The 25,589-nt window shown below is 45.3% G+C and carries 27 protein-coding genes and 1 pseudogene; 15 read left to right on the forward strand and 13 right to left on the reverse strand.

Translation table 11 applies throughout. The features are described from left to right. Positions 1-21 precede the first annotated feature (21 nt). Positions 22-1,578, reverse strand: a complete 1,557-nt coding sequence (locus AC1MEO_RS11845; RefSeq protein WP_480330662.1) for a fatty acid--CoA ligase — start codon at positions 1,576-1,578, stop codon at positions 22-24. A 479-nt stretch (positions 1,579-2,057) separates the two neighbouring features. Here AC1MEO_RS11845 and AC1MEO_RS11850 point away from each other — a divergent pair, with 479 nt between their 5' ends. The 3 genes from AC1MEO_RS11850 (at position 2,058) to katA (ending at position 5,017) form a co-directional block, all read left to right on the forward strand. Continuing rightward, a complete protein-coding gene (locus AC1MEO_RS11850) occupies positions 2,058-3,101 on the forward strand; it encodes a C40 family peptidase (protein WP_480330664.1) in 1,044 nt (347 codons plus the stop codon). 111 nt (positions 3,102-3,212) lie between these two features. Continuing rightward, complete coding sequence (locus tag AC1MEO_RS11855) at positions 3,213-3,446, forward strand: hypothetical protein (RefSeq protein ID WP_480330666.1); 234 nt, start codon at positions 3,213-3,215, stop codon at positions 3,444-3,446. A 104-nt stretch (positions 3,447-3,550) separates the two neighbouring features. Beyond that, positions 3,551-5,017, forward strand: a complete 1,467-nt coding sequence (katA, locus tag AC1MEO_RS11860) for a catalase KatA (protein WP_480330668.1) — start codon at positions 3,551-3,553, stop codon at positions 5,015-5,017. A gap of 160 nt (positions 5,018-5,177) precedes the next feature. Here the strand turns inward: katA and AC1MEO_RS11865 are convergent, their stop codons facing one another. Next, entirely contained in the window at positions 5,178-6,578 is a 1,401-nt protein-coding gene (locus AC1MEO_RS11865) for a protoporphyrinogen oxidase (RefSeq protein WP_480330670.1), read from the reverse strand. Between the two features lie 156 nt (positions 6,579-6,734). Between AC1MEO_RS11865 and AC1MEO_RS11870 the strand changes: the two genes are divergently transcribed. Further along, entirely contained in the window at positions 6,735-7,289 is a 555-nt protein-coding gene (locus AC1MEO_RS11870) for a nitroreductase family protein (RefSeq protein WP_480336090.1), read from the forward strand. A gap of 210 nt (positions 7,290-7,499) precedes the next feature. On the opposite strand, the gene coaW is transcribed toward AC1MEO_RS11870, so the two are convergent. Further along, entirely contained in the window at positions 7,500-8,315 is an 816-nt protein-coding gene (gene coaW, locus AC1MEO_RS11875) for a type II pantothenate kinase (RefSeq protein WP_480330672.1), read from the reverse strand. A gap of 583 nt (positions 8,316-8,898) precedes the next feature. On the opposite strand from coaW, the pseudogene AC1MEO_RS11880 reads away from it, so the two are divergent. Next, positions 8,899-9,620: pseudogene (locus tag AC1MEO_RS11880) on the forward strand (hemolysin family protein); the annotation flags it as partial. A 156-nt stretch (positions 9,621-9,776) separates the two neighbouring features. Then, on the forward strand, positions 9,777-9,905 hold the full coding sequence (locus AC1MEO_RS11885; RefSeq protein ID WP_480336091.1) for a hypothetical protein: 129 nt from the start codon (positions 9,777-9,779) through the stop codon (positions 9,903-9,905). Between the two features lie 205 nt (positions 9,906-10,110). Here AC1MEO_RS11885 and AC1MEO_RS11890 read toward each other — a convergent pair whose 3' ends face one another. Then, positions 10,111-11,112: a S8 family peptidase gene (locus tag AC1MEO_RS11890; protein WP_480330674.1), complete on the reverse strand. Its 1,002-nt coding sequence runs from the start codon at positions 11,110-11,112 to the stop codon at positions 10,111-10,113. Between the two features lie 234 nt (positions 11,113-11,346). Between AC1MEO_RS11890 and AC1MEO_RS11895 the strand changes: the two genes are divergently transcribed. Further along, the gene (locus AC1MEO_RS11895; RefSeq protein WP_480330676.1) at positions 11,347-12,408 is read left to right on the forward strand and encodes a saccharopine dehydrogenase family protein; all 1,062 of its coding nucleotides are present in this window, start codon (positions 11,347-11,349) and stop codon (positions 12,406-12,408) included. A gap of 71 nt (positions 12,409-12,479) precedes the next feature. Here the strand turns inward: AC1MEO_RS11895 and AC1MEO_RS11900 are convergent, their stop codons facing one another. The 3 genes from AC1MEO_RS11900 to AC1MEO_RS11910 form a co-directional block, all read right to left on the reverse strand. Next, complete coding sequence (locus AC1MEO_RS11900) at positions 12,480-13,238, reverse strand: ABC transporter permease (RefSeq protein ID WP_480330678.1); 759 nt, start codon at positions 13,236-13,238, stop codon at positions 12,480-12,482. Further along, the gene (locus AC1MEO_RS11905) at positions 13,235-13,966 is read right to left on the reverse strand and encodes an ABC transporter ATP-binding protein (protein ID WP_480330680.1); all 732 of its coding nucleotides are present in this window, start codon (positions 13,964-13,966) and stop codon (positions 13,235-13,237) included. The genes AC1MEO_RS11900 and AC1MEO_RS11905 overlap by 4 nt, the downstream gene beginning before the upstream one ends. Positions 13,967-14,031: 65 nt before the next feature. Continuing rightward, positions 14,032-14,529 carry a ferritin gene (locus AC1MEO_RS11910; RefSeq protein ID WP_480330682.1) on the reverse strand — a complete coding sequence of 166 codons (498 nt, stop codon included), beginning with the start codon at positions 14,527-14,529 and terminating at the stop codon, positions 14,032-14,034. Positions 14,530-14,779: 250 nt separating this feature from the next. On the opposite strand from AC1MEO_RS11910, the gene AC1MEO_RS11915 reads away from it, so the two are divergent. Genes AC1MEO_RS11915 through AC1MEO_RS11925 form a run of 3 tightly spaced genes read left to right on the forward strand, consistent with a single transcriptional unit; the run spans position 14,780 to position 17,200 of the window. Beyond that, the gene (locus tag AC1MEO_RS11915) at positions 14,780-15,541 is read left to right on the forward strand and encodes a GTP cyclohydrolase II (protein ID WP_480330684.1); all 762 of its coding nucleotides are present in this window, start codon (positions 14,780-14,782) and stop codon (positions 15,539-15,541) included. Then, entirely contained in the window at positions 15,528-16,631 is a 1,104-nt protein-coding gene (gene ribD, locus AC1MEO_RS11920) for a bifunctional diaminohydroxyphosphoribosylaminopyrimidine deaminase/5-amino-6-(5-phosphoribosylamino)uracil reductase RibD (protein ID WP_480330686.1), read from the forward strand. Before AC1MEO_RS11915 ends, ribD begins: the two co-directional genes overlap by 14 nt. Further along, positions 16,628-17,200: a 5' nucleotidase, NT5C type gene (locus tag AC1MEO_RS11925; protein WP_480330688.1), complete on the forward strand. Its 573-nt coding sequence runs from the start codon at positions 16,628-16,630 to the stop codon at positions 17,198-17,200. Before ribD ends, AC1MEO_RS11925 begins: the two co-directional genes overlap by 4 nt. Before the next feature lie 48 nt (positions 17,201-17,248). Here AC1MEO_RS11925 and AC1MEO_RS11930 read toward each other — a convergent pair whose 3' ends face one another. Together AC1MEO_RS11930 and AC1MEO_RS11935 are read right to left on the reverse strand one after the other, a co-directional pair. After that, a complete protein-coding gene (locus AC1MEO_RS11930; RefSeq protein WP_480330690.1) occupies positions 17,249-17,617 on the reverse strand; it encodes a nuclear transport factor 2 family protein in 369 nt (122 codons plus the stop codon). 89 nt (positions 17,618-17,706) lie between these two features. After that, positions 17,707-18,006, reverse strand: a complete 300-nt coding sequence (locus AC1MEO_RS11935; RefSeq protein ID WP_480330692.1) for a hypothetical protein — start codon at positions 18,004-18,006, stop codon at positions 17,707-17,709. A 170-nt stretch (positions 18,007-18,176) separates the two neighbouring features. Between AC1MEO_RS11935 and AC1MEO_RS11940 the strand changes: the two genes are divergently transcribed. After that, on the forward strand, positions 18,177-18,896 hold the full coding sequence (locus tag AC1MEO_RS11940; protein ID WP_480330694.1) for a YwaF family protein: 720 nt from the start codon (positions 18,177-18,179) through the stop codon (positions 18,894-18,896). Positions 18,897-18,901: 5 nt separating this feature from the next. Here AC1MEO_RS11940 and AC1MEO_RS11945 read toward each other — a convergent pair whose 3' ends face one another. Next, positions 18,902-19,810: an NAD(P)/FAD-dependent oxidoreductase gene (locus AC1MEO_RS11945; RefSeq protein ID WP_480330696.1), complete on the reverse strand. Its 909-nt coding sequence runs from the start codon at positions 19,808-19,810 to the stop codon at positions 18,902-18,904. Between the two features lie 141 nt (positions 19,811-19,951). Beyond that, entirely contained in the window at positions 19,952-21,061 is a 1,110-nt protein-coding gene (gene hisC, locus AC1MEO_RS11950) for a histidinol-phosphate transaminase (protein WP_480330698.1), read from the reverse strand. A 322-nt stretch (positions 21,062-21,383) separates the two neighbouring features. Between hisC and AC1MEO_RS11955 the strand changes: the two genes are divergently transcribed. Continuing rightward, on the forward strand, positions 21,384-22,118 hold the full coding sequence (locus AC1MEO_RS11955) for a SurA N-terminal domain-containing protein (protein WP_480330700.1): 735 nt from the start codon (positions 21,384-21,386) through the stop codon (positions 22,116-22,118). Between the two features lie 45 nt (positions 22,119-22,163). Here the strand turns inward: AC1MEO_RS11955 and AC1MEO_RS11960 are convergent, their stop codons facing one another. Then, complete coding sequence (locus AC1MEO_RS11960; RefSeq protein ID WP_480330702.1) at positions 22,164-22,445, reverse strand: DUF6509 family protein; 282 nt, start codon at positions 22,443-22,445, stop codon at positions 22,164-22,166. A gap of 132 nt (positions 22,446-22,577) precedes the next feature. Between AC1MEO_RS11960 and AC1MEO_RS11965 the strand changes: the two genes are divergently transcribed. Together AC1MEO_RS11965 and AC1MEO_RS11970 are read left to right on the forward strand one after the other, a co-directional pair. Then, complete coding sequence (locus tag AC1MEO_RS11965; RefSeq protein ID WP_480330704.1) at positions 22,578-23,225, forward strand: SDR family oxidoreductase; 648 nt, start codon at positions 22,578-22,580, stop codon at positions 23,223-23,225. A 94-nt stretch (positions 23,226-23,319) separates the two neighbouring features. Beyond that, positions 23,320-23,706 (forward strand): nucleotide excision repair endonuclease, encoded by a 387-nt coding sequence (locus AC1MEO_RS11970; protein WP_480330706.1) that lies wholly within the window; start codon positions 23,320-23,322, stop codon positions 23,704-23,706. Positions 23,707-24,055: 349 nt separating this feature from the next. Here AC1MEO_RS11970 and AC1MEO_RS11975 read toward each other — a convergent pair whose 3' ends face one another. Continuing rightward, a complete protein-coding gene (locus AC1MEO_RS11975) occupies positions 24,056-24,505 on the reverse strand; it encodes a GNAT family N-acetyltransferase (RefSeq protein ID WP_480330708.1) in 450 nt (149 codons plus the stop codon). 151 nt (positions 24,506-24,656) lie between these two features. Here AC1MEO_RS11975 and AC1MEO_RS11980 point away from each other — a divergent pair, with 151 nt between their 5' ends. Then, positions 24,657-25,511, forward strand: coding sequence for a dimethylarginine dimethylaminohydrolase family protein (locus AC1MEO_RS11980; RefSeq protein WP_480330710.1), 855 nt, complete (start codon positions 24,657-24,659; stop codon positions 25,509-25,511). The last annotated feature ends 78 nt before the right edge of the window (positions 25,512-25,589 follow it).

Here is a 25,589-nt window from a genome sequence, read left to right on the forward strand (position 1 = left end):
TTAGGCGGAGGGGCCATATTCTTATACAATACTTTTCGCATACAGTTCACGCAAGAGGTATTTTTGTATCTTCCCACTGGCATTGCGGGGCAGTTCATCGACAAAGCGATAGGCTCGCGGCCGTTTGAAACGCGCAAGTTTGTCATTTTTCAGGCAGAATTCCTCCAGCTGGTGTTCGGTCAACTGGGCATCCTTTACGACGACAAACGCCATCACCGCTTCGCCCCATTTTTCATCGGGGATTCCCAAAACCGCCACATCCTGAACCATCTCGTGCTCATGCAATACATCTTCCACTTCGCGCGGATAGATGTTTTCACCGCCGCTGATGATCATGTCATCCACCCGATCGGCCACAAATAGATAGCCATCTTCATCCATATACCCTAAATCACTGGTGTGGTACCAGCCTTTATACATTACGCGAGAAGTGGCTTGTGGACGATGGAAATATCCAGCCATCATGCTCGGTCCACGAACGATGATTTCACCGACTTCAAATGCCCCTAATCTATCATCCGGCTCTGATGGACCTTTCTCATTCGGGCGGACGATTCGAATTTCATGGTTGAAGGCAGGTTTTCCAGCAGACCCTGCTTTGGTCAGCTGCTCGTCTTCGGCAAGGAACGTGATAGCCGGACCCATCTCCGTTTGCCCATATGCCTGAATCAAATCAATCCCGAGCACTTCTTTGACACGCTTGACCAGTACTGGCGCCATCGGAGCTGCTCCATATAATCCCCTTTGCAGCGTTTTGACTTTCGCATCCGCTCCGTCCAGATCAGTCATCATGCCCCACATGGTCGGTACCGCGAACATGACCGTGACCTTTTCTTTTTCGACAGTGTCTAAAGCTGCCTGAGGATCGAACTGATGCATGATCACATTTGATGCTCCAGCCTGGACGCGTGGAATGATGCAGCAATGCAATTCTGCACAATGGAACATCGGTGCAATGACCAGGCCGACATCGTTTTTCGTGTATTTCAGCATCGCAATGCATGTCATGCTTTGTTCCGCCATGTCACGATGCCGGTGAATCACGCCCTTCGGCCTCCCCGTGGTTCCGCTTGTATACATAATGGCGTACGTATCCATTTCCTCGACCTGCACACATGGATCCGTCGCTGATTCTCTGCTGACCTGCTCCTGGTAACTGATTGCATAATCCGGTACTTTGTCATCTATATACCAGAATTGGATGCTTGGAAACTGCGCCATAACTCCCTCAATGGTTTCCTTCAAAGCCTCTTCAAACAAAACCACTTCAGGGGTTGCATCATTTAAAATATACGCCAGCTCATCAGGCTTTAAACGAAAATTGATGGGATTGAAAATAGCACCGATTTTCGCACAGGCAAACAAAGCTGTAGGCAATTCACTGTTATTGAACAAAAAGCTTGAAACACGGTCTCCTTTGCTGACTCCAGCTGTCGTCAGGGCATTCGCCAGACGATGAACTTCATCGCTCCATTGCGAATAGGTCCATCTTTTCTCTCTTCTCATATCGACCAGTGCTTCTTTATCTGGATATCTGCTTACCGTTTGATCAAAGATCTTGCCAAGAGTCGCATACATTTTTCCTTCCTCCTTCTAATAAAATCGGTTTCTCATCTATTCAATTTCATGATGTCAGAAAATATGTAATATTGCAACAATTCAAAGCCTCATCTTTGTGTAAGAAATTAGTCCTGTTTCTCCATAAGATTCACTTGCTATCTGAAGCCTTTAAGAAGTTTTTGGAAATTAATTTGGACCCTTTCCTTTCATGAAAGAAAATTATGGAGGAACAATAAACAGTAATTCAGTATTAGCTATTAACTTTTCTCCACTGCCGCCGATATTCTTTGTATAGAAGAAACTTTAACCGATTGAATTTTTTGTTTCAGATTATATTTTGGAACACATTAAAAGAACGCTTTTTGTTACTTTTACTTTTGTAACACAAATGTAATATTGAAACTTATTGCCTATATTGAATTAATTATATAGAATTAGGTTAAATATAAAGAATAAATAGAATTATCTATAAATAAAGAAAAAAAAGGGGTTTGAGGATGAGAAAGTATATTTTCACATTATTTGCAGCTACCGCATTAACATTTGCAATCGGAGCTTCGGACACAGAAGCCAGTACGTACACAGTAAAATCAGGCGATACTTTATGGAAAATCGCTTCAAGCAACAACGTTTCAGTAGACCAATTACTAGCATGGAATAAACTGGCATCGAATTCGATTTATCCCAATCAATCGCTTAAAGTCGCAGCCGTCTCGACTCCGAAAGCAGCTCCACAAAAGACCAGTGCTCCTAAAACATCAGCAAACTCTGCAAATACATATACAGTAAAAGCAGGAGATACATTATCGCACATAGCCCGGATTCACAGCACCAGCGTCAGCTCTATTCAGCAATTGAACAAACTCTCGGGCAGCAACATTCATCCAGGCCAAAAATTGGCCGTCAGCGGTAAAGCACAAACTGCGCCGGCATCTGTGGTTAAAGCTCCTGCTCCTGTCGTCTCTAAAGCCAGTACATACCGTGTAGTCAGCGGTGATACATTGACCAACATCGCCAAACGCCATAGCATGTCCGTTTCCCAATTGATGAGCTCAAATGCCCTGAAAACAAGTACGATCCGTATCGGGCAAGTCTTGAAAGTTGATGGCAGTTCGGTAAGCAAGCAACCCGTGACTGTTTCCAATCCTGTCTCGGCACCATCGACTTCCGGAAAAGTCTCATCAGTGATATCAATAGCCAACTCTTTCCTGGGTACGCCTTATAAATGGGGCGGCGCAGCACCAGGCGGATTTGATTGCAGCGGCTATATCTATTATGTGTATAACCAGGCCGGCATCAGCGTGCCGCGAACGAATACTACAGGACTTGATGCACTCTCTTCGACCGTAAGTTCACCACAAGTCGGCGATTTGGTTTTCTTTAAGAATACGTATCGTCCAGGAATTTCACATATGGGCATTTTCATCGGCAACAACAGCTTTATTCATGCCGGTGGTGACCGTGTCCAAATCACCAGTTTAAACGATAGCTATTGGGGCAAACATTTCGACAGCTTCCAGCGTTTGAATGTGATGAGGTAACAAGAAAAGTGAAAGTGCCTGGTCAGCTCTGACAGGTGTAAGACAATCTGGCGAAGCGGCATCTTTTCAGCCGCATAGCCAGAGTGGCTTACATCCCGAAGAGCTAGGCACTTGCAACTGGACAACAAGAAAAGCGCAAGCGCCCGTGGAGCTCTGACGGGCATAAGACAGACCGGCGAAGTGGCGCTCTTTGCCGCACAGCTGGGCTGGCTTATGACCCAAAGAGCTGGACAAAGAAAAACGCAAGTATATATAGAAAGAAAAGCAGTATCGGTCAAACCGGTCCTGCTTTTCTTTCGTTTTTTAGGATTAAGTCAATTGATTGACATAATAGATTCGCGTTAATTATAATCATTATCACTTAGAATTGATTTTAATTTAAAAAATGTTATCATTAGAATTGTAGTGTTTTACATAAAAGAAAAAAAAGAGAATGAGGTGTTCGATTCATGAGTACAAACAAAACAGGTTTAACAACCAGCTGGGGTGCCCCAGTCGGAGACAACCAAAACTCCCAGACAGCCGGACAACGCGGCCCTGTCCTATTGCAGGATGTTCATCTTCTTGAGAAGCTTGCACATTTCAACAGAGAACGTGTTCCTGAGCGCGTAGTCCATGCTAAAGGCGCTGGCGCCCACGGTTATTTTGAAGTGACTCAAGATGTTTCCAAATATACGAAAGCTGCTTTCTTATCGGAAGTCGGCAAGAAAACGGATATGTTCGCCCGTTTCTCAACAGTAGCCGGTGAACTGGGTTCTGCTGATACTGTCCGTGACCCGCGCGGCTTCTCTTTGAAATTCTATACAGAAGAAGGAAACTACGACCTAGTCGGCAACAACACGCCAATCTTCTTTATTCAGGATGCTATTAAATTCCCTGACTTTATCCATACGCAAAAACGCGACCCGCGCACTCACTTGAAAAACCCTAACGCAGTGTGGGACTTCTGGTCATTATCACCGGAATCATTGCACCAGGTCACTTATTTGATGGGCGACCGCGGAATCCCTGCTACACTTCGCCACATGCACGGATTCGGCAGCCATACATTCAAATGGACAAACGCTGAAGGCGAATCGGTTTGGATCAAGTACCACATCCTTACTGAACAAGGCATCCAGAACATCACTCAGGACGTAGCTGACAAAATCGCTGGCGAAAACCCTGATTTCCACACAGAAGACCTTTTCAATGCAATTGAAGAAGGCGACTTCCCAGCTTGGAAAGTATATGTACAGGTTATGCCTTTGGAAGATGCGAACACATATCGCTTCGACCCATTCGATGTAACAAAAACATGGTCTCACAAAGATTATCCATTGATGGAAGTTGGCCGCATGGTGCTTAACCGCAACCCTGAAAACTATTTTGCTGAAGTCGAGCAGGCTACTTTCTCTCCGGGTACTTTGGTTCCTGGCATCGATGTATCACCGGATAAAATGTTGCAAGGCCGTTTGTTTGCCTACCACGATGCCCAACGTTACCGCGTCGGCGCTAACCATCAGATGCTGCCGATCAACGCAGCGAAAAACCAAGTCAACAACTACCAGCGCGATGGCCAAATGAACTTTGGCAAAAATGGCGGCGGTTCTGTCTATTACGAGCCGAACAGCTACGGCGGCCCTACTGAAGATGCAGCTGCTAAAATGGATCCAATTGAAGTAACCGGCGTTACGGATTCAGTACCCTATTTCAAAGACGATCATTACACGCAGCCAGGCGACCTTTACCGTCTGCAAAGTGCTGAAGAGCAAGAGCGTCTTGTTGCAACTTTCGTCGGCGGCTTAAGCGCTGTTGACAAAGAAGACATCAAGCTTCGCCAAATCAGCCATTTGTACAAAGCAGATGCTGAATTCGGTACACGTGTTGCTGAAGGCCTTGGTCTTTCAGTTCCGGATCTTACTGAAATAAAATAATTAATTGATAACGCACTGCCTATATTCTCAATTAGCCGTTTATCCGAAATTTGGATAAACGGCTTTTTTTGTGAGCACTATAGAAAAATTAACTCTTTCACTCATTTAATCATGTATTTCTAGTCATAAAAAAAGAGACCAGCTCTGGTCTCTTTTTTTACTATTCTTTTACATCCACCAATTGATTGGCGATGATTTCTGCCAAATCTGCACCGTTTTGGATGCAGGCACCAATTCCCACTCCAAAATAAGAAGATCCTGCCAGCTTAATACCCGGTACCAATTTTTCCATTTTCAGCTCCAGCGCACCGGTAGCTGTTTTATGTCCCATATGGTAATTGGGCATCAAGTTTTTCCAGCCGGTCACTTCGACAGCCAGTGGTTCTTCTTCTATCCCTAAGCTTTTTCGTACATCCCCCATCGCTACTTCAGCCAATTCTTCTTTAGACAGATTCTTTAGCCGGCCGTAGGATGGATGTGAACTCTTGTAGAACAGCCGAACCAGCAATTTATGGCTTTTTGATGTATGGTTCCATTTCCGGCTGGTCCACGTACAGGCGTTGCAATTCAGATCACTTTCCTGAGACACGATAAAGCCGGTCCCGTCTTCGGGCAGCCTTTCATCCGGAACATCAAATCCCAGATAGACGCTGATCAATGAGGAGTTCAGGAACTGATCGAATTCAGTATCCAGTTCTGGTATTCCCAAAAGCTGTTGGGCAACTTGATGTGGTGTTGCCAGGATCACAAAATCCGCATCTATTGCTTCTCCGCCCTCAAGCTCCACCAGATAGCGTTGTCCGTCCCTTTTGACCGATTTGGTTTCTACGCCTTTCACTATACGGACCTGCTCGAGCTGATTTTCCATTTCATCAATCAGGACCTGCATACCTTCATCAAATGAAATGAATTTCTTATTGGCGGCACCCTGGAAAAAGTCTTTATTAGCTTCAAGTCCTTTAATGATGCTGCCGTATTTATTTTTATAATCGACCAGGTAAGGCAATGTCGAGGCCAGGGTCAATTCATGGAGATTGCCTGAATAGACACCGGATAACACTGGCGAAATCTGATTTTCAACTAATTCCTTGCCGAGAAATGCTTCAAGGAATTCTCCGATAGAGCTGTCCCGCGTAAAACTTTCATTGACACTGTCAAAATCTTTTAACGCTGCCTGTTTGCCTTCTTCAGAAACGAGCGTTGAACTGAACAGCGCTTCCCTATTCATCGGAATACCGAACACTGTATCCTTTGGAATGGCATGCAGCACATTATTGGCATACAAATAGGAAATTCCCGTGCCGTTGTAGACGACGCGGTCCTTGAGCCCAAGGTCTTCAATCAATGGCATGACGCTGGCGTGACGGGCAACAATCGAGTCTGCCCCGACTTCCATGATAAACTCTTCGTCTGCTACCGTCTTGATCTTGCCGCCCAACTGCTGCTCCCGCTCAATCAGCACCAATTCGAGATTGAGGTTTTCCTGCAGGTTCAGCTTCTGTAAATAATGCATAGCGGAAAGGCCAGTGATGCCTCCGCCGATGACTACAGCTTTCTTCAACTTTATCCACTCCTTGCCTATGCTTCTATTCTACCAATATTTCTGCCTGCCAGCAGGGATCTTTTTGTCTTTTATGATACGCTTTTCCCTCTTCTCCATGTTAGGATAAAGGGTAGATACCCGCATTTTCTGTGCGGAAGGGAGAGACGTTCAATGATGAATGCTATTGATCAGAATATCATAGAAAGACGCTCAATCAAGAAATTCAAGATTGATGCAGTCAATGTCGAAGAAATTATCGAGCTGCTGAATATCGCCAAATGGGCACCAAACCATAAAGTCAATGAGCCGTGGCGTTTCCAACTCTATACGGACGCAGGCAAAGAAAAGTTCGTGCAGGCGTTTATTGAAGCCATGCGTACGGACGGGGAAATTCCGTCAAAAGTGCTCAACAAAGCTGATTACTTCCGCAGCATTCCGCTTCACCTGGTCGTCATTATGCCTGAAGATCCGAGACAAAGAAGATGGGACGAAGACTATGGCGCGGTTTCTTCCATGCTGCAAAACTTCCAGCTGGCAGCCTGGGAACGCGGCATCGGCATGATCTGGCGCTCCAACGACTGGATCTACAATCCCGTTTTCCGTGAAGCCATTGGTGTGAAGCCGGGAGAAAAAATTGTCGCAACCATGATGATCGGCTATCCAGCGCATGTCCCCGCAAAACAGGAACGGACAGATATCCGCGAAAAATTGACCATCATCAGCGAGTGATAAAACATATGAAGAGATGGCGCAGGTGGCGTCATCTCTTTTATATGTGGGAAGTTTTCTTTCAATCCAGTCCAAGCCCTTCAATCATTGAGTACTTTTGGGAACTATTTTAAAAGGCAACGGCCTAATAGAGAGATCCTGCCCTTAAAAAAGACGTCTCTCCTCCTGCCATCACATTGGCCGGAAGAGAGACGTCTTTTCTATCGAAACCTATACAGTCTTTTGGGTTAATACAGACATGGCTCCCATCGCTCCTGAAAACTCCCCATTATCGGGAAACACCGGAACCGAGCCGCGCAGAATGGTATAGCTTGTAACAACTTCCTTTAATAGAGGGTTATCAATGAAAGAAGAGCCGATATAGACAATGGTCGAGCTTCTGCACTGGCGAGCCGCCTGCACACTTACCGTACTAACCGTTTCCCCTACTAAGCCAATGACCGTCGCCAGCAATTCTTCCTTCGTCAAATCGCCTGAAATCGAGAACAAGTCTTGCCCAAAATTACTGGCTGTCAATTCGCCTGAAATCGGCGGCTCTTTGCCTTCGTATATATGCTTGACCTTTAAATCGGTCCGCTCCCGGGAGCCTTGGCTTGCCAGGGCGACAATTTCATCGTAGCGGGTTACGCCGGTCAATAGATGGCTTAACCCAATCAAGGTGCCGCCGCCGACACCGGTGCCGCCCAAACGCTCCTGGGCATTGTCCTGGATGCAATGGATGGAAGTGCCCGTTCCAACATTCGTCACCAGATAAGCGTCTTCCAGAAGATCCATCTTTTCGAGAAGAACTTGCACACCGAGGTGGGTTGCTTCAAATTCCACCATTTCCTGTGCCGGCTGATCGAGCAAGGCTACCAAAACGCCCGATTTCCCACCTGTTACACACACTCTACAGTCGCCAAGACCATTCACCCAGTCGGCAACCTGGTCCATTTCAGCGATTGGATATTTTTTAAAATGGACTTCTTCATTTTCGGAATACGCCACTTTAATCAACGTACCCCCTGCATCTATTCCGACAATCATTTCCACACCTGCTCTTTCTCGCATTTTTCTAGAGAATACCAGATTATAAATACACATATGATGAAATTCTACCATACTCGATTATTTTATGGGAGATGTTTGCAGGCAGCTCCGCAAAGCTGGAATGCTGTATTCCAATTTTCAGCTGCGAGGGCTAACTAAAAAATCAACTCAACATCCGTATCAATGCCTTATTTCCACTTCGCCAGATTCCGCTCATGTATACACCTTAAACCTTCACGTAATTCTATTTAGTCAAATACGAATATGATAGTATACTCTTAACTTAAAAAAGACAGCAGTACACGTGTAGATACAAGTAAAGGACTGCCTGAAATAAGATGGAATCGCTGTCTCCGAAGATTAGTTGAGGAACCGATTATTGAAGTAAGCGATGAACCTCTCGAAATTGAGGCCACTTAACAGCTCTGTTCTTCTTTCCCCTCTATAACCGCGTAATGCTTTTACACTAAGGAGTTATCAGCAGTCTTCAGGTGAAAAAAATGACTTGTAATAGAATAAAAACCGAAACAGAGGTGTATGAATGATGGGATTAGAATTGGGGATATTGGCGTTTCTCATAATGTTCAATGCCTTTTTTGCTGCTTCTGAGATTGCCTTGATTTCCTTAAACGATCATAAAATTAAAAAATGGCAGAAGAAGGCCACAAAAAAGCACAATGGATAAACCAGATGTTATCAGAACCCAGCCAGTTTTTAGCCACCATTCAGATTGGCATCACCCTTGCCGGATTCTTAGCCAGTGCTTTTGCGGCAGATAGCTTTGCTGATAGACTGTCTCTTTATGTCCAGCAAACTGAAATCCCAGTTTCACCTCAAGTAGCCCAGGTAGTCTCACTTATTACTGTCACGCTTATTCTCTCTTATTTCACTCTTGTTTTTGGAGAACTTGTCCCCAAACGGCTGGCTCTTCAGAAGGCAGAGGCAATTTCCTTCCTGGCCATTAATCCTTTGCGCTTTTTGGCAAAACTCACAAACCCTTTCGTGAAATTTCTTTCCTGGTCGACAAACACCGTCATCCGCATGTTCGGTATCGGTGCGTCAGAAGAAGATCCAGGGGAGATAGAAGAAGAAATCCGATTGATGCTGGATGCCGGCAAAGAAAGAGGCACGATCGAGGAAATGGAACAATTCATGATTACCAGAGTATTCGAATTCAACGACAAAAATGTCGAAGAAATCATGGTTCATCGGACTGATATGATAGCCATTTCCACTGTACAGAGCCTTGAAAACGTCATACACATCGTGAAAGAATGTCCTTATACAAAATTTCCGGTTTATGAACAGGACACGGATCATATTATAGGCACCTTAAACCTAAAAGATCTTTTTAGGTACAGAGAGAAACCCAATCCGAATAGCTTCAATATCCAGAAAATAATACGAAAGCCGCATTTTGTCTTTGAGAAAAGAAAAATAGATGAAGTTTTTATAGAAATGCAGAAAAAGAATGTCCATTTGGCCATCGTCCTGGATGAATTCGGGGGCACATCCGGACTGATTACACTTGAGGACCTGATTGAAGAATTGGTCGGAGACATTAAAAGTGAATATGGAATGGAATGAAGAAGTGCCAGTCCAAATAGGCAAGCTCTTTCGCATCCCTTAGCTGGTGCATATCCTGCCATAGAAAGTTTATCGGCTTGCATTCCCAGGATTCGGACACTGAGATCCTGACAATAAGTAATGAGCTAAGCTCGCATTCCCTAAAAACCATAACAAAGCCATTCCGATTGTCATAATCGGAATGGCTTTGTTTACTTTAACCTTCTCATCTTATCCCTCTTTTTTCAGCCCCAATACGATAGGAAGTGTTGACCAGCTTTAATAATTGTTCAAACTTATTCAAAATATCCAGTGCCAATAAGCCATTCCCCTCTGCGGTTTTTGCGTAGCCGAGCGGCATTGTGCGCCGAACCAATTGTGCGTATAGTTCAGCTTCTGTCAGTTCACGGGCAAATTCTTTTTCTGAAATATTTTTAATCAGCGCCAAAGCGCCCGAAACGTGCGGCGCTGCCATGGATGTACCGGACATGCTGGCATACCTGCTTCCTGGAAATGTAGAATAGATATCAATGCCCGGAGCCACCAGATCGATTTTGTCATTGGTATTGCTGAACTCTGCAATCCTGCGATCAAAATCCACCGCCCCCACCTGGATCACTTCTCCATAAGCTCCGGGATAAGCGAATTCATCGGTATCGTGGCTGTCATCTCCTTCGTTGCCTGCAGCGCAGACAACCGCGATGCCTGCATCCACCGCACGTTTAATGGCCGCATGAAGTTCAGCTACATTTTCCGGGCCACCCAGCGACATGGAAATTACGCTCACCGTCTCTTCATCAGGACCTATCCAATCAATCGCAAAGTGGATGCCGTCTATGATTCCCTGATATTCTCCGCTGCCTTCTCCGGTTAACACTTTCAAAATGAGCAGATGAGCTGCAGGAGCTACTCCCGCTACTCCTCCATCTTCTCTGTAAGAAGCGGCTACTGTTCCAGCCACATGTGTACCATGGCCATTATTATCATCGAATTTTGCTGGATCCCCGCTATAATCAGCTGTGAAATTTCTTCCACCGATAATCCGGTCCTGGAGATCAGGATGATCCGGTTGGCAGCCTGTATCCAGGATAGCTACGATATTCCCTTTTCCTCTTTCTGCCTCTTCCCATACTTCGGGCGCTTGAATCATCCGAACCCCTTCAGGAATTTGTGGTGCCTGCTCAGCTACTTCTTCTACTCGGTAAGGAATTAAATGTAGATTCGCCATTTACTTCACTCCTCATAATTACCGCTTATTTTCTTACTCCTCTATTTCGGCATCCTCATACCAAATCCTTTATTTATTCTCCCTTCACTTTGCAAACTTCCTATGTATGCTTATAAAAACAGCTGCCCCAATCTTTTCGAAAAAGGATTCGAAGTGTCCATTGTAAATGAACAAAGGGTTTTTTCAGTTTTTACAGAATACCAACAGAAGAGCAAAAAACGAGGAGCCGATAAAATGAAAAAGTGGATGATTTACGGCGCAAGCGGCTACACGGGTGAATTGATTGCCAGAGAAGCTGTTGCTAAAGGAATGTCTCCTATACTTGGAGGACGAAACACCGATAAGATCCGGCCATTGGCTGAAGAACTGTCACTGGAATTCCGAGCCTTTCCATTGGATACAAATACCGCAACCCAACTGGAAGACATTGATTTGGTTCTTCACTGCGCGGGTCCATTCCAAGTAACCAGCAATCCCATGATTCAGGCTTGCCTATCAGCAAAAACACATTACTTGGACATCACAGGAGAAGTTTCTGTATTCGAACAAACGCATTCCCTGCATGCTTTGGCTGTAGAAAAAGGGGTTATTCTCTGTTCGGGTGTCGGCTTTGATGTCATCCCCACCGATTGCATCGCCTTAAAACTGAAAGAGGAAATGCCGGATGCAGTTGAATTATCGCTTGGTTTTGATTCGGATTCAGGCATTTCACCGGGCACTTTCAAAACCATGATCCAAGGTCTGGGTTCAGGCAGCATGCACAGAAAAAACGGAGTCCTGGAAACTGTTCCAATCGGAAGCCAGCACCGAACCATCGATTTCGGGCGCGGTGCGCGTACCGCTATGGGCATTCCTTGGGGCGATGTTTCAACCGCCTTCTACACGACTGGCATTCCGAACATTTCCGCTTGGATTCCGATGCCTAAACCACAAATTTACAGTGCACGTTTGATGGGGCTAACCGGACCTTTATTGGCAACCGATTGGGTGAAAGAGAAGCTGGAAAAGCAGGTCGAGAAACGGATACAGGGGCCCGACAGCGAGCTTCGCGCTAAGTCGCCGGCTTATATTTGGGGAGAAGCAAGAAACCGGCAAGGCATCGTCAAAGTCGCCCGGATCCAAACAGCGAATGTCTATGATCTGACAGTTTACGGGTCGCTGGAAGTTGTCCGCCGTCTCCTGAAGGAAAAAGTCGAAGGCGGATACTATACTCCTGCTGGCCTTTTTGGTTCAAGCTTGGTGGAAAGCCTGCCAGGTTCAGGCACTTTCGAAATCGATACTTTTTATCCGCAGTAAATGCAGTTGAGAACTATTTCGAATTTCCATAAAAAAAGACAAACCCAGGATACCTGGGTTTGTCTTTAGCTTTAAGTAAGATCTGTTTTCATTAATTGCATCCGTTGGTTAAAGAGAGTTGGATAAGACAGGAAGCCAAGCATGACGCTGGTCACTGCGGCCGTTGTCAGCAATAGGAACATGATCAGCAGCTGGAATTGAACCGCCTGGATTGGATCAGCACCAGCAATGATCTGCCCGCTCATCATTCCCGGCAGCTGAACGAGCCCAACCGTTTTCTGGCTTTCAATGGTCGGGATCATACTGGCTTTGATCGAAGTGATCAATTGCGTGTGGATCGCCTGTTTCGGCGTTCCTCCAAGTGACAGGATCAACTCCGTTTCATCCTGGTGCGACTCGATTTCCGACGTAAATCGGTTCAGGAAAAGAATCGACAGCACCATTGAATTCCCGATGACCATTCCACTGATGGGAATGATGTACTGAGCTGTTGCCGGCGTAATGTTGAAACCGAGCAGGATCCCTTGCGTCAAAACTTCCACAGATACCAGAGTGACAGCCACTTTTGTCGTGATGCCTTGGATGGCCGCTCCTTTTTTCTGCGCATTGTGCGTAGCGGCCACAATCATCAAAGCGACCATCAGGAAAATATAAACCAAGCTTTCCGAATCAAAGACAAACTTCAATACATATCCGACTGCCAATAATTGAACGATTGATCGTAGTGTGGCGACAATTGTATCCCGTTCCAGGCCGAGGTTAAGGGTTTTGGATAGAAGCAAAGGAATCACCACGAAGATTAACGTGATCGATAAGGTTAAATAGCTCATCCCACTTCCCCCCTGACAAAGTGTCTGACTTGATCATTCACCGGATCATTGAGCAAATCGCTTTCACCCGTCTCCACTACTTTGCCCTCCATCATTACCCATGTGAAATCACCAATTTCGCGCGCCTGTTGGAGGTTATGGGTAATCCAGATGATGGTGGTTCCGTATTTGCGATTGATTTTGACAATCAATTCTTCAATTTCTTTTAAAGAAGTAAGGTCCAAGGAAGACGTAATCTCATCGAGCAACAGGACTTCCGGTTTGTTGACAAGCGTTCGGGCAATAGAAACTTTTTGGCGCTGGCCGCCGGATAAGTCTTTGACTTTCCGTTCCAAAAGCTCTTCTTCCAATCCCACATCGCGCAGCAGTTCCTCTGCCTCAGCTTTGGATAGCGCTTTTCCCTGCAGCTCCAGCGGCAGGCTTAAATTTTTGTAGATAGTGCCTCCGACCATAGGAGCGCTTTGGAGCGCAATGCCCACCAAACGGCGAAGTTCAACCGGCTCATAATCTTCAATCGGCCGACCCTTAATGTAGATTTCTCCCGATTGGGACGACAGCAATCCATTGCATAACTTTAATAAGGTAGTTTTCCCGGCGCCTGATGGACCTACAAGCGTCGTAATCTTCCCTTCCGGAAAAGAACCTGTAATGTCTTTTAAAATCGGATTCTCCCCAAACGAAAAAGACACATGATTAAAATGGACAGCCGGTTTATAGTTTACGGACATCGATCCCACTTCCTTTCGGGCAGAAAAACAGCACATATTTTACTATGCGCTGTTTTGTATTGCTATTACGCTTCCAGTTTGCGCTGCGCGAACTCATCATCCATCTTCAGGAAGTATTCGCCGCCTTCTTCAATGGCTCTTACTCTTGCAATAATGTCGCGGAATGATTTTTCTTCTTCCATCTGTTCTTCGATAAACCAGTCAAGGAAAGAAAGTGTTGCATGTTCCTGCAACTCATCAGCCAATGTCACCAATCCATAAATATTGCTGGTCACGCTTTTTTCCTGCGACAATGCATTTTCAAAAACATCCAATGCACTGACGAAATGATTTTTCGGTTCAGTCAAAGCCTGAAGCACTGGCTTTTCATCCATGGTCACCAAGTAATGGTAGAATTTCATCGCATGGTAATGCTCTTCTTTTGATTGGATTAAATAGAAGTTTGCAAAACCGTGATAACCTTTTTTGGAAAAGTACGCTGCCATTGCAGTATAAGCATGCGCTGCCTGCAATTCATTGTTGAATTGATCGTTCAATGCGTTCGTTAGTTTTTCTGATAACATATTTTATTCCTCCTGCTTTCTTATTTAGAATTATTATAATGTAGATAATATACCACAGCCCTTCCAGATAATCAAATCAAATGAGAATATTAATATTCAAATGAGAATAAGTATCATTTGAAACGGAATTCCAGTTTTCCTAAACGATAATGATTATTATTTAGAAGTTGTCGAGGACTTATAACTTACTTTTAGTAACATCATGTAGTACGATATCATATAGATAGGGTTCATATAGGGGGAAACTGAAATGACAGACATGAAGCTAGACCCAAAGGTCTTTGCCATATTAAAAGAGAAAATTCAAATGATCGAGACAGAAGAAGGCGCCGTCTACCTGGTTGGACCGATTCGGCTTCCTGTGAACTTATATGATGAAACTTTCATATTCAACTGGTATTGCTGGTTGAGCCTTGATGAAGTGACAGAGGATTACGAGAGCATCATCGAAAAATTGAGCTCAGCGAACCTGGCCGAGTATCAGCAATCGAGCGTCCTTGTCTATGGAGATTTCGAAAATGATGCAGAAGCATTGATCCGTATGCATTCCATCTGCCACACCGGTGATATTTTCGGCAGCAAACGCTGCGACTGCGGCTTCCAGTTGAAACAATCCATGAAGCGGATTACAGAACACGGTACCGGCGCATTGTTTTATTTGGCAAATCATGAAGGACGCGGCATCGGCCTCTTCAGCAAAGCGATGGCCTACGTCCTGCAGGAAAATGGCTATGACACAGTCGAAGCCAATGAACAGTTGGGGTATGTGGATGATTCCAGAAATTATGGCGACGCTATTGCTGTACTGCAGGCATTGCGTACTAAGCCGGTAATCTTGATGACCAATAATCCAAAGAAAGTGGATGCCATCGAAAAAGCCGGACTCCAGATTGCATCGAGAACCTCTCTTTGGGGAGATGAATCCGAATACAACGCCAATTACCTGCAGACCAAAATCGATCGCTCAGGGCATCTTAAAGATGGGGAGGACATTGTCCATGTCAAGCCATGAATTTTATATGGACCTTGCCCTCAACAATGCAAAAAGCCTAAAAGGCCAGACAGATCCCAACCCGCTGGTCGGCTCCGTTATTGTCAATGACAACCGCATTGTCGGCATTGGAACTCATTTGAAAGCGGGCGAACCCCATGCCGAAATTCATGCACTCCGCATGGCAGGCGACATGAGTCAAGGCGCCACAATTTATGTGACGCTTGAACCCTGTTCCCATTTTGGACGGACCGGCCCCTGCGCGCAGGCCATCATTGATGCGGGCATTAAGAAAGCCGTAGTGGCAACACTGGATCCAAATCCGATTGTTGCCGGAAACGGGGTCCGCATGCTGGAAGAAGCCGGTATTGAAGTGGTTGTAGGTGTACGTGAAGAAGAATCCCGGAAGATGAATGAGGTTTTCAATAAATTCATCGTTGAAAAGACCCCTTTCGTGACTTTGAAAGCTGCATCTACCTTGGATGGGAAAATCGCTACCCATTCTCTTGACAGCAAATGGATCACTTCCGAGGAAGCACGAACGGATGTCCATCTTCTGCGCAGCCAGCACATGGCCATTTTGGTGGGCGTTGGAACCGTCATTGCAGATGACCCGGAACTGACGGCGCGTATTCCCAATGGCCGCAATCCGCTCCGCATTGTGCTCGATTCCACGCTCCGCATTCCGCTCAACTCGAAGTTGGTCACGGATGGCATAGCCGATACATGGATTTTCACAAGCCAAAATTACAGTCCCGACAAGCGGGAGGCATTGGAGGCGCTGGGAATTTCCATATACGAAACCGGCAGTGCCACCCAGGTCGATGTACTCGATGTCGTTCGGGTGCTCGGTGAACAAGGCATTTCCTCGCTCTTTATTGAAGGAGGCGGCACCATCAATGCGGCATTTCTGGAAAATGGCTTGATTGATAAAGTGGTGTTTTACTTTGCTCCTAAACTCGTGGGCGGCAAAATTGCGCCGACGTTCATCGAAGGGACAGGTGTGGAGTGGATGAAAGACGCCATTGATCTCCGCGATGGTGAATTCAGTAAAATCGGCAAGGACTTTAAATTTACGGGCTATCCCGAAAAGCGAGGCAGCAGCAAATGAAATTCGGCTTTGATATAGATGATACATTGATTAATTTGCGCGAATACGCCTTCCATTATTACCAGGAGCAATTGGGCCGGGAAGTGGATATCGATATTTTCCACGCCTTGAACCGGGTGGAAATCCATGAAGCCTTTGGGTTGGACGATGAAGAAGGCAAGAACATGTGGAACCGTTCGTTGGAGTTTTTATATTTCACTGACTGCCCCCTCTATCCCGGTGCACTCCAATTGCTGAAGCAGCTCGAATCGGATGGGCACGAACTTTTCTATATCACATCGCGTCCGCCACAGCACACGGAAAATACGTACAGCTGGTTGATTGAACAAGGATTCCCCGTTGAGCGCGAGAATTTTTTCTGCGGCATGAAGGACTCCGAAAAGGCAGGCATCATCAAAGATTTGCAACTGGATTATTATTTCGATGACAAGCCGGCGGTCCTGGATACCTTGAGGAATGACCCGGTGAAGGCCATCGTTAAAGACCAATCCTATAACCGCCATCTTGACTTGCCGCGTGTCAAAAATTGGAACCAATTGGGCGATTTGGTCAATAGTGAAATGAAGTGAATATATGGCATATAAAAAGAGGACGAGAAAATTTTCTCGTCCTCTTTTTTATTCAACTTTATCTCTTTCACTTAATTGGCATTGCCCGAAAGCATCATCCAAGGTATCGTATCTGCCTAAACGATGGACTTTCCCATTTTTTATTTCCATGAAGGTATAGATTGTTACATGGCCATTTTGGTTTTCCCATGTAGCTTTTTGAACGCAGATCACTTCGTTGCCTTTAGCATAATGGCCCTGCGTTTCCATTTTGATGCCTGACTCCTTGATCCATTGCTCCAGAATATTGTGCCCCTCTGCGGTTCCCCTCGGACCAACCAATTCAATATGGCGATCCGATACTTCCAGCACGCCTTTGATGTCCCGCTCGTTCACTTTTCTGGTCCACTGATCTGCAATTTTAATATTATCCTCCATTTTCTTTTCCCCCTTCCTCCAGACATTTCCTTACCTTTACGACAGCTCTATAAGGTTGAAAAAGAAGACAGGAAAAAACCTATCTTCTTCTAGTAATTCTCGTTTTTCAATTTTTTAAACGTCTCTACGAATTTATCCGGGTCTGTATAGACTTTATAGGTCAAGACGCCACGATGGGTATGGAGATACAATAAGTTGGCTTCGGAAGAAAATGATTTATAGGAGATATCCCAAACATTTGCTACCTGGAACCACGTTCCAGAAGTGACCAACGTATCTTCATACAGCTGAATATTGCATTCAGTTTCGATGATTTTCATTTCGCCTGCCTCGATGGAACGCTCCGTGTCGATGTAAGTGATGGACGATAATAAATTCGGCTGGTCCAAACGGGCATTCCTCCTACGGATCCTTTTCTAAAAGTTTATCGTATAGGAAGGGTTTTACGCAAAACATACGTTTATGCCAAGATGGAAAAGCTGATTTCAAGTAAACGATTAAGTTGACTGAATAGATGGTAAACTATTTATACAGTAACTTTTTCATCAGGAGGGCTGTTATGGAAAACTGGTTTGCTGCAACATCAACCTATTCTTTCAACCCATTTTCTCCTAGTCACCTGCTGGCATTGGCGATTGCCATTACCGGAATCGTTGTGCTGATCTCGGCAAAAAATCGGCTGAGAAATAACAAGCAGCTCTTTCAATGGCTGCGCTGGCCCTTGCTGGCTATTCTTTTCACTTCAGAGTTCTCCTATCATTATTGGGCCATGACAAATGACGTCTGGAGCTTTAGCGGACAAATGCCTTTGCATCTATGCGGGGTAGCTTCCCTCACTGCCATGATCGGCTTGCTGACCATGCGCCCCCTATGGATTCAACTCTCTTTCTATATCGGCATCCTTCCAGCTTTTTTGGCTTTGATCACTCCCGAACTGCCATATGATTACCAGCATTTCCGTTTTTGGAAATTTTTCATCCACCATATGGCTATTCCCTGGGCCTGCCTGTTTTTGGCGCTTTGCCGCCCTGCTGCTATTACCATGCGTTCAGTCTTTTCTGTCTACGCCTTGCTGCTCGCATATGCCGTCTTAATCGGTTTTTTCGTCAATCCACTGACTGATTCCAATTATCTTTATTTGATGCAGCGCCCAACCACCACTTCCCCCTTGGATTTTTTTGGAGATGGCCTTTGGTACTATATCAATCTGTGCCTGACAGCTCTGGCCTTGTTTTTTGTTCAGTACCTGCTGTTTCGAAAGTTCATTAAAGGTTCTTGACCTCATTACTCCGTATCGAAATATTCATTGATTAAATCTCCATTGACGCCAATGGCTGCTGCACTTCCTTCCCCTGCCGCAATCACCAGCTGGGAAGGTACAATCAATGATGCGTCACCCGCTGCATAGACATTCCAGACATTTGTCCGTCCATAATCGTCGGTCAAAATGCCGCCATGCTCGTTTTGTTTGCAGCCAAGTTGCTTGGCAAATGGAGTGGCATGGCTCCATAGAGGCGTTACAAAACCGCCTGTCCGATCGATCAGCGTACCATCTTCAAGTCTCACGCTGCGTAACTGTCCGTTTTCTCCTTCCAGCCCATCAATGATATCCTCCACCACTTTTATGCCTTTCCGGAGCAGTTTTTGCTTGTCCTCCTCCTCTAAACGGCCTTCTCCATTTGTAAAGACGATGAGGTCATGGCTCCAGGTATAGATTTTCTTTGCCAGTTCAAATACCTGTTTGTCCGCAATCACTGCCAGTGGCTGGTCCCGCAGTTCCCAGCCATCACAATATGGGCAGCTGAATAAACTAGTGCCGTAAAATTTCTCGATACCGGGAATGTTCGGCTGCTCTTCTTTCAGACCTGCCGCAATGATGATTTTAATGCTGTGGAATACATCTCCATCTTCTGTCGTCAATTCGTAATGCGTTTTGGAGATGCGGTTAACGCTGACTATGCGCTGCTCTTTAATCTCCACGCACCCATAGTCGGCGATATCCTTGCGGCCCAGACGTTTGAGTTCTTCAGGTTCAATGCCATCCCGTGTAATGAAGCCATGCGATTTTCTCGTCACCAAATTGCGTCCGTTGTCATCATCGAAAAGCAATGTCTTTCTTCTGGATCTTCCAAGCACTAATGCAGCGTTCAACCCCGCGGGACCGCCGCCAATTATCGCGCAATCATAAATCATAGCATCCACCCTTTACTATTGGCATTTCCCCCAAAAATTCCCGTTTCTTCTCGTTGTTAAACACCCAAATAAGCTCCACTTATAGGTCAGAAGGGATTTTCCAAAAGAAAAAAGAGGCCCCAATTTCAGGAGCCTCTCTACTTATGCTTGTTTGACCAATAATGCGGTTAATGTATCAATGAAGAATTGATTTTCTTCCGTTGTTCCGACAGAAACCCGCACGTAATCGGGCAATCCCCAGATTTTTCCGTGACGGACAATGACACCTTTCGCCATTAATTCCTTGTACAGCTTTTCACCGTCTTCACCTATCTGGACCAACACGAAGTTGGCCATGCTTTCAATATATGCCAATCCAAGTTCGTTAAAAGCTTTGTACAATTGTTCGCGGCCGGCTTTATTGGCTTGCTGCGAAGTCTTTACGTGTTCCGTATCTTCAATAGCAGCTGTTGCTGCAATCTGCGCTAAAGTATTGACGTTGAACGGTTCTTTGACTTTTAGGATCGATTGGATGATCGGTTCGGAAGCAATTCCGAAACCAACCCGCACTCCGGCGATGCCGTAAATCTTCGAGAAGGTCTGCAGCGTCAATACCGGGTATCCGGCATTGATGTATTCGATGCCATGCGTGTAATCCGCAGCATCCGCAAAATGGCTGTAGGCAGCATCGATGACCACTAATACATCATCAATCGCTTCCACCAATTTATCCAGATCCGCTTTGGACATATACGTGCCTGTCGGATTGTTCGGTGTACAGATGTAAATGATTTTGGTTTTGTCTGTCACGGCCGCAATCATTGCATCCACATCAAATTCGAATCCTGCTGAAAATTTGACCGGTACGACTGTGGCACCCATGATGTGTGCGCCAAAATCATATTCGCTGAACGATGGCGACGGAACGATCACTTCGTCCCCAACTTCAAGAAAAGCTTCAGAAATCAGCGTAATCAGCTCGTCCGCTCCATTTGTTGGAATGACCTGCTGGGGGGTTACTTGAAATTCCTTGGCAATGGCTTTTTTCAATGCGCTGGCATCCGCATCGGGATACCGGTTCAATTCCGCCAGTCCCTGTTGGATGGCCGCTACTGCTTTAGGCGATGGGCCAAGCGGATTTTCGTTGGACGCTAATTTGATGACCCGGTCCAATCCTAATTCCTTCTGTACTTCCCAAATCGGCTTTCCAGGTGAGTAAGGCTGAATATTTTCTAAGGTTTTGCGTGCTTTGATGTTGTTTGAACTTGTCATAGGGATTCCTCCAAAAGATGTAAGTGTTGTATCATTATTAATATATTCTTATAATTATAACATCTTCGCAAGCCGAATCATATCGAACAAACTATTCAGATGGTTTGGCCCGTTATGAACTTTTTTGATCTATTCCAAGGCTGTTGAGCTTATGTACAAAGTAACAGTCAGGGGTTTCAGTAAGAACTGAGGGCAAAACAAGTTCTGCTTCCTTTCATTATACAGAATTGCGACATTATTTAAACACGTCTAACCAACTATTTGTATCGGATAATAAAATATGGTTTACTTTTAAGAGACAAAGTGAAAGAGGAGTTTTAAAATGATCAAGAAAATGAAATTCGCATTCGCCCCTTTTCTTTTATTGCTGACATTGGGCGCGTGCTCTGATAACGAAGAAACAGCCCCCGAAGAAAGCGCAGAACCTGAAACCACGGAAGAAGCGGCAGCAGATACTGCTCCTGCAGAATCCTCCATGGAACTGCCGGCTCAAGAAGAGGTTGTGGTCGTAGTCAATGGAGATGAAATTTTAGGGAATGTCTATAATAGCGTGGCACGCCAGCTGGAAACCACATTGGCGGCTCAAGGACACGAGATGTCGGAAGAGACGAATGAGCTTGTGAAAGAACAGGCGATGTCTGTATTGGTGGGCAATAAAGTCATACTGCAAGATGCTGAAGAAAAAGGCTATGAAGCTGATGAAACAAAAGTCGAAGAGCGTTTGGAAGAGTTGAAAGGCCAGTTTGAGAACGCAGAAGCAATGGACAAAGCATTGGCTGAAACCGGCTTTACACTGGATGATATGGAAGGGCAGCTTCGTGAACAATTAGTATATGAACAGTATATTGCCGAAGAGATACAGGCTGGTGAAGTGACGGATGAAGAAGTGACAACGGCATATGATGGTTTTGTGGAGAGTTCTGAAGAAGAAGCTCCGGCTTTTGAAGAAATGGAACCCACTATCCGAAAGTCACTGGAAGAACAAAAAACACAGGAAGCGGTATTTGCCCGCATTGAAGAGCTGAAAGAAAATGCAGCAATCGAGGTTAAGCTATAAATAACAAAAAACCATCCTGCTCATTTTGAGCAGGATGGTTTTTTGTTATGCAAGCTTTTCTGAACAGTAAGCGAGGATTTCTTCTTCTTCCTCTTCTTCAAGTCCAAATTCAAGTGCGCCTCTTGTCTGCTTATCGATAAAATTGTAATGCGCTATGCGGGCTCCGGTTTCTTCTGCAGCAATAATAACACGCAGTTCCAGGCCACCTTCAGTATATAGTTCATCATCTTCATCAACTTCGACATTCAACAAAAATTCGTAACGATCGCCCACCATTATGCCTGTAGGGTCGTTAATTTTGTGAAACACATAATCTGTAATTTGCATTGTAACACCTCCGTTCTTCTATTCTAGCGTGTCTGGGCCTTTTTGGACAGTTCAACGATGAAATAAAACGTTTAATCCACCCTCAAAAGGGAACATAAGGGAGGTGAAGACAATTAAAGGAGTGGAAATCGAATGAACGTATTAGTTATTGGAGCAAACGGTCAAGTCGGCCGCAATGTTGTCAAAGAATTAGCCGACTCAAAACATGAAGCGACCGCAATGGTCCGTAAAGAAGAACAAATAGATGAATTGAAAGAACTTGGCGCGTCGAAGGTCGTACTCGCAGACCTTGAAAAAGACTTCAGCGAAGCCTTCGAAGGGGTCGATGCGGTTATCTTTGCAGCAGGTTCCGGCCCATCAACAGGAGCTGACAAGACCTTGACCATCGATTTATGGGGCTCTGTCAAAGCAGCTCAATATGCGCAGGACAAAGGCGTCAAACGTTTTGTGCAATTAGGATCGATGGGATCGACTGACCCTGATGCCGGCGGTGAGGCCATGAAGCCTTATCTTGTCGCCAAACGGACAGCGGATGATCTTCTGCAGGCAACTAATTTGGATTATACAATCGTGCGTCCTGGTGCGCTTTCTGATGAAGACAAGTCCGAAAAGATTGAAGTATCTCTTGAAGGCTTTTCTTCTATGGAAGGAAGATCCATTCCGCGGGCGGATGTCGCTCATGTCCTGGTGGATGTGCTTGACCGCAGCAATACCTATCACAAAGTCTTTGAAGTGCTGCAGGGCGATCAGCCGGCCAGCGAACAGTTGAAGACCTTATAAAAAAGACTGGAATCACCAGCAAAAAAGAGCGGATGGATTTCCGCTCTTTTTTGTGTTAAAATAGGCAATACGATAACTAGAGGACGTGATAAGCATGATTAATATCCAACCACCAAAAGCGGATGTGACAATTACACAGCGCAAACAGGAAATTACAGGCGACGAAGCCGTCGTTAAACCACTATACGGCTTTATCGATATCCACGAAATTCCACGCGATAAAGGCGGCATCATCCAGTTCTTTAATCACAGCGGAGAATTGTTGTTTGTCGGAAAAGCCCGCAAACTTCGCCAGCGTGTGAAAAAACATTTCGAAGATTCGGTATCACCGTTGAAAAATCATCGTGACGAAGTATACCGCATCACCATCTCCATTGTCGAAGATCCAATGGAGCGCGACATTTACGAAACGTATTTGATCAATACGGAAAAAGCGAAATACAACGTAGATAAAGTTTTCTACCAAGAGCAACAGCAATAAAAAAAGGGGGCTGTACTATAAGCCCCTGAAATAAAACCGCTGGAGAAAAATCATTGATTTTTCTCCAGCGGTTTTTGCTTTGTATGCGGTTTTCCCGGAAAGCAGCTTGTGGTCCAGGGCCTTTTTTGGATTTTATTTGAAAAGAAGATTTGTTTTATTCCATTAATAGAGCTTACAGTCCAAACTCGACACAATACGGTCCGCAAGCTAAAATGCTTCCGGAATGCGGTAGTGGCGGTGCCTTGATGAGGCGCCCGTTAACAGGTTTAAAGCGATCGACGGAGATCCGATTCCAGTAACCTCCCTAAATTCCCGATTGCTGATGGTTGTTTTGGCCAAAGCCCTTTTTTTATTGTTCTCTATTTCGATTATCAGATAGATCCGTCAGCCATTTTTCAAAATAATGGTGGCTATGGCCTTCTGGAAAATCATTGATTACCCCAAATTCCGTAAAGCCCTGCTTTTTATAGAATTCCGGAGCTTGAAAGCTCAAAGTATCGACAATCATTAACCGATGCCCTTGGCTGCGGGCATACACTTCTGCTTGAGCCATGAGCTTTGCAGCAAGGCGTTGGCCTCTTGCTTCTGGATCCACCCAAAGGAAATCGATATGAAGATGCCGCCAAAAACCGGTGGCCGTCAATCCCCCTATGATTTCTCCCTCCTCATTGCGGACGATAAAGCTCATTTGTTCAAATGGAGATGTTTTTTCGCCTGGTAAACTCGCATTATTGTGGGCAATGACCTTTTTCCGGATAAAGTCACGGTCCTCCGCTGCTTCCTGTTGAATGATTTTCATAAAAAATGCCCCCCCTCTTTAATTGATTTCTCTGTCTTTCTCCATCTTCTCACTGTTTGGATATTTTGTGCATCTTCTTCTGCAATGATGTTTTAAGTTTCCAGCTAAAAGGAATATAGAGTTAATAACTATGTTTTTTGGAGGAACCCATATGTCATCCTATATTAAAGAAAGTCTATCTGCCCGCTGCCAAAGCGAATACGATCCGCTCCGGCGCGTCCTGCTTTGCCCACCACGTTATATGGAAATAAAAGATGTCATCAATGACGTCCAGAAAAGATACAAAGATGAGAACATCGATGTCGACAAAGCGCTCCACCAGCACAATGCATTCGTCCAGGCATTGATTGACCAAGGCATTCAAACCGATTTGATTGAACCATCCGAAAACTATCCCGAACAGGTTTTTACGCGCGATATCGGATTCACTATCGGCGACACAGTATTCATCAGTGAAATGGCTTCTGATATTCGCCAGGGCGAAGAACAGGAGCTCCAAAAGTGGATGGAGGCGCATGAAGTGAACTTCAAGGATATGACGGGACATCGCATTGAAGGCGGAGACGTCATCATCGACCGCGACACCGTCTTTGTCGGCGTCAGCAGCCGGACTTCCAAAAAAGCCATCCGTGACCTGCAACTCCAGTTGCCGGATTTTGAAGTCATCCCTATTTCTTTCAATGAAAAATACCTGCATCTGGACTGTGTCTTCAATATCCTGTCTCCAACCGAAGCGCTGATCTTTCCTGAAGCGCTCGATATGGACACTGTCCGGATGCTCGCTGAACGCTATACATTAATCCGCGTCAACGAAAAAGAACAGTTTGCACTTGGCACCAATGTGCTGTCCATCGGTGACCGCAAAGTCTTCAGCCAACCGCAGAACCGGCAGGTCAACAAGCAGTTGACGGCACGCGGGTTCCATGTGATTGAAGTCGATTATTCCGAAATCATCAAATCAGGCGGCGCTTTCCGCTGCTGTACGATGCCATTGATCCGTGAATAGGCGTTCCTCTCTCCCCACTATCGGTATTGCAGGCTGGGGGCAAACATGAAAATCAAGCTTTCTTCAACCATAGTAAAA

This window comes from Planococcus sp. BI3 (assembly GCF_056680115.1).

Coding starts and splice junctions, on each gene's coding strand:
- AC1MEO_RS11845 (WP_480330662.1), bottom strand. CDS start 1,578: ATGTATGCGACTCTTGGCAAGATCTTTGATCAAACGGTAAGCAGATAT.
- AC1MEO_RS11850 (WP_480330664.1), top strand. CDS start 2,058: ATGAGAAAGTATATTTTCACATTATTTGCAGCTACCGCATTAACATTT.
- katA (WP_480330668.1), top strand. CDS start 3,551: ATGAGTACAAACAAAACAGGTTTAACAACCAGCTGGGGTGCCCCAGTC.
- AC1MEO_RS11870 (WP_480336090.1), top strand. CDS start 6,735: ATGAATGCTATTGATCAGAATATCATAGAAAGACGCTCAATCAAGAAA.
- coaW (WP_480330672.1), bottom strand. CDS start 8,315: ATGATTGTCGGAATAGATGCAGGGGGTACGTTGATTAAAGTGGCGTAT.
- AC1MEO_RS11885 (WP_480336091.1), top strand. CDS start 9,777: ATGCAGAAAAAGAATGTCCATTTGGCCATCGTCCTGGATGAATTCGGG.
- AC1MEO_RS11890 (WP_480330674.1), bottom strand. CDS start 11,112: ATGGCGAATCTACATTTAATTCCTTACCGAGTAGAAGAAGTAGCTGAG.
- AC1MEO_RS11895 (WP_480330676.1), top strand. CDS start 11,347: ATGAAAAAGTGGATGATTTACGGCGCAAGCGGCTACACGGGTGAATTG.
- AC1MEO_RS11900 (WP_480330678.1), bottom strand. CDS start 13,238: ATGAGCTATTTAACCTTATCGATCACGTTAATCTTCGTGGTGATTCCT.
- AC1MEO_RS11905 (WP_480330680.1), bottom strand. CDS start 13,966: ATGTCCGTAAACTATAAACCGGCTGTCCATTTTAATCATGTGTCTTTT.
- AC1MEO_RS11910 (WP_480330682.1), bottom strand. CDS start 14,529: ATGTTATCAGAAAAACTAACGAACGCATTGAACGATCAATTCAACAAT.
- AC1MEO_RS11915 (WP_480330684.1), top strand. CDS start 14,780: ATGACAGACATGAAGCTAGACCCAAAGGTCTTTGCCATATTAAAAGAG.
- ribD (WP_480330686.1), top strand. CDS start 15,528: ATGTCAAGCCATGAATTTTATATGGACCTTGCCCTCAACAATGCAAAA.
- AC1MEO_RS11925 (WP_480330688.1), top strand. CDS start 16,628: ATGAAATTCGGCTTTGATATAGATGATACATTGATTAATTTGCGCGAA.
- AC1MEO_RS11930 (WP_480330690.1), bottom strand. CDS start 17,617: ATGGAGGATAATATTAAAATTGCAGATCAGTGGACCAGAAAAGTGAAC.
- AC1MEO_RS11940 (WP_480330694.1), top strand. CDS start 18,177: ATGGAAAACTGGTTTGCTGCAACATCAACCTATTCTTTCAACCCATTT.
- AC1MEO_RS11945 (WP_480330696.1), bottom strand. CDS start 19,810: ATGATTTATGATTGCGCGATAATTGGCGGCGGTCCCGCGGGGTTGAAC.
- hisC (WP_480330698.1), bottom strand. CDS start 21,061: ATGACAAGTTCAAACAACATCAAAGCACGCAAAACCTTAGAAAATATT.
- AC1MEO_RS11955 (WP_480330700.1), top strand. CDS start 21,384: ATGATCAAGAAAATGAAATTCGCATTCGCCCCTTTTCTTTTATTGCTG.
- AC1MEO_RS11960 (WP_480330702.1), bottom strand. CDS start 22,445: ATGCAAATTACAGATTATGTGTTTCACAAAATTAACGACCCTACAGGC.
- AC1MEO_RS11965 (WP_480330704.1), top strand. CDS start 22,578: ATGAACGTATTAGTTATTGGAGCAAACGGTCAAGTCGGCCGCAATGTT.
- AC1MEO_RS11970 (WP_480330706.1), top strand. CDS start 23,320: ATGATTAATATCCAACCACCAAAAGCGGATGTGACAATTACACAGCGC.
- AC1MEO_RS11975 (WP_480330708.1), bottom strand. CDS start 24,505: ATGAAAATCATTCAACAGGAAGCAGCGGAGGACCGTGACTTTATCCGG.
- AC1MEO_RS11980 (WP_480330710.1), top strand. CDS start 24,657: ATGTCATCCTATATTAAAGAAAGTCTATCTGCCCGCTGCCAAAGCGAA.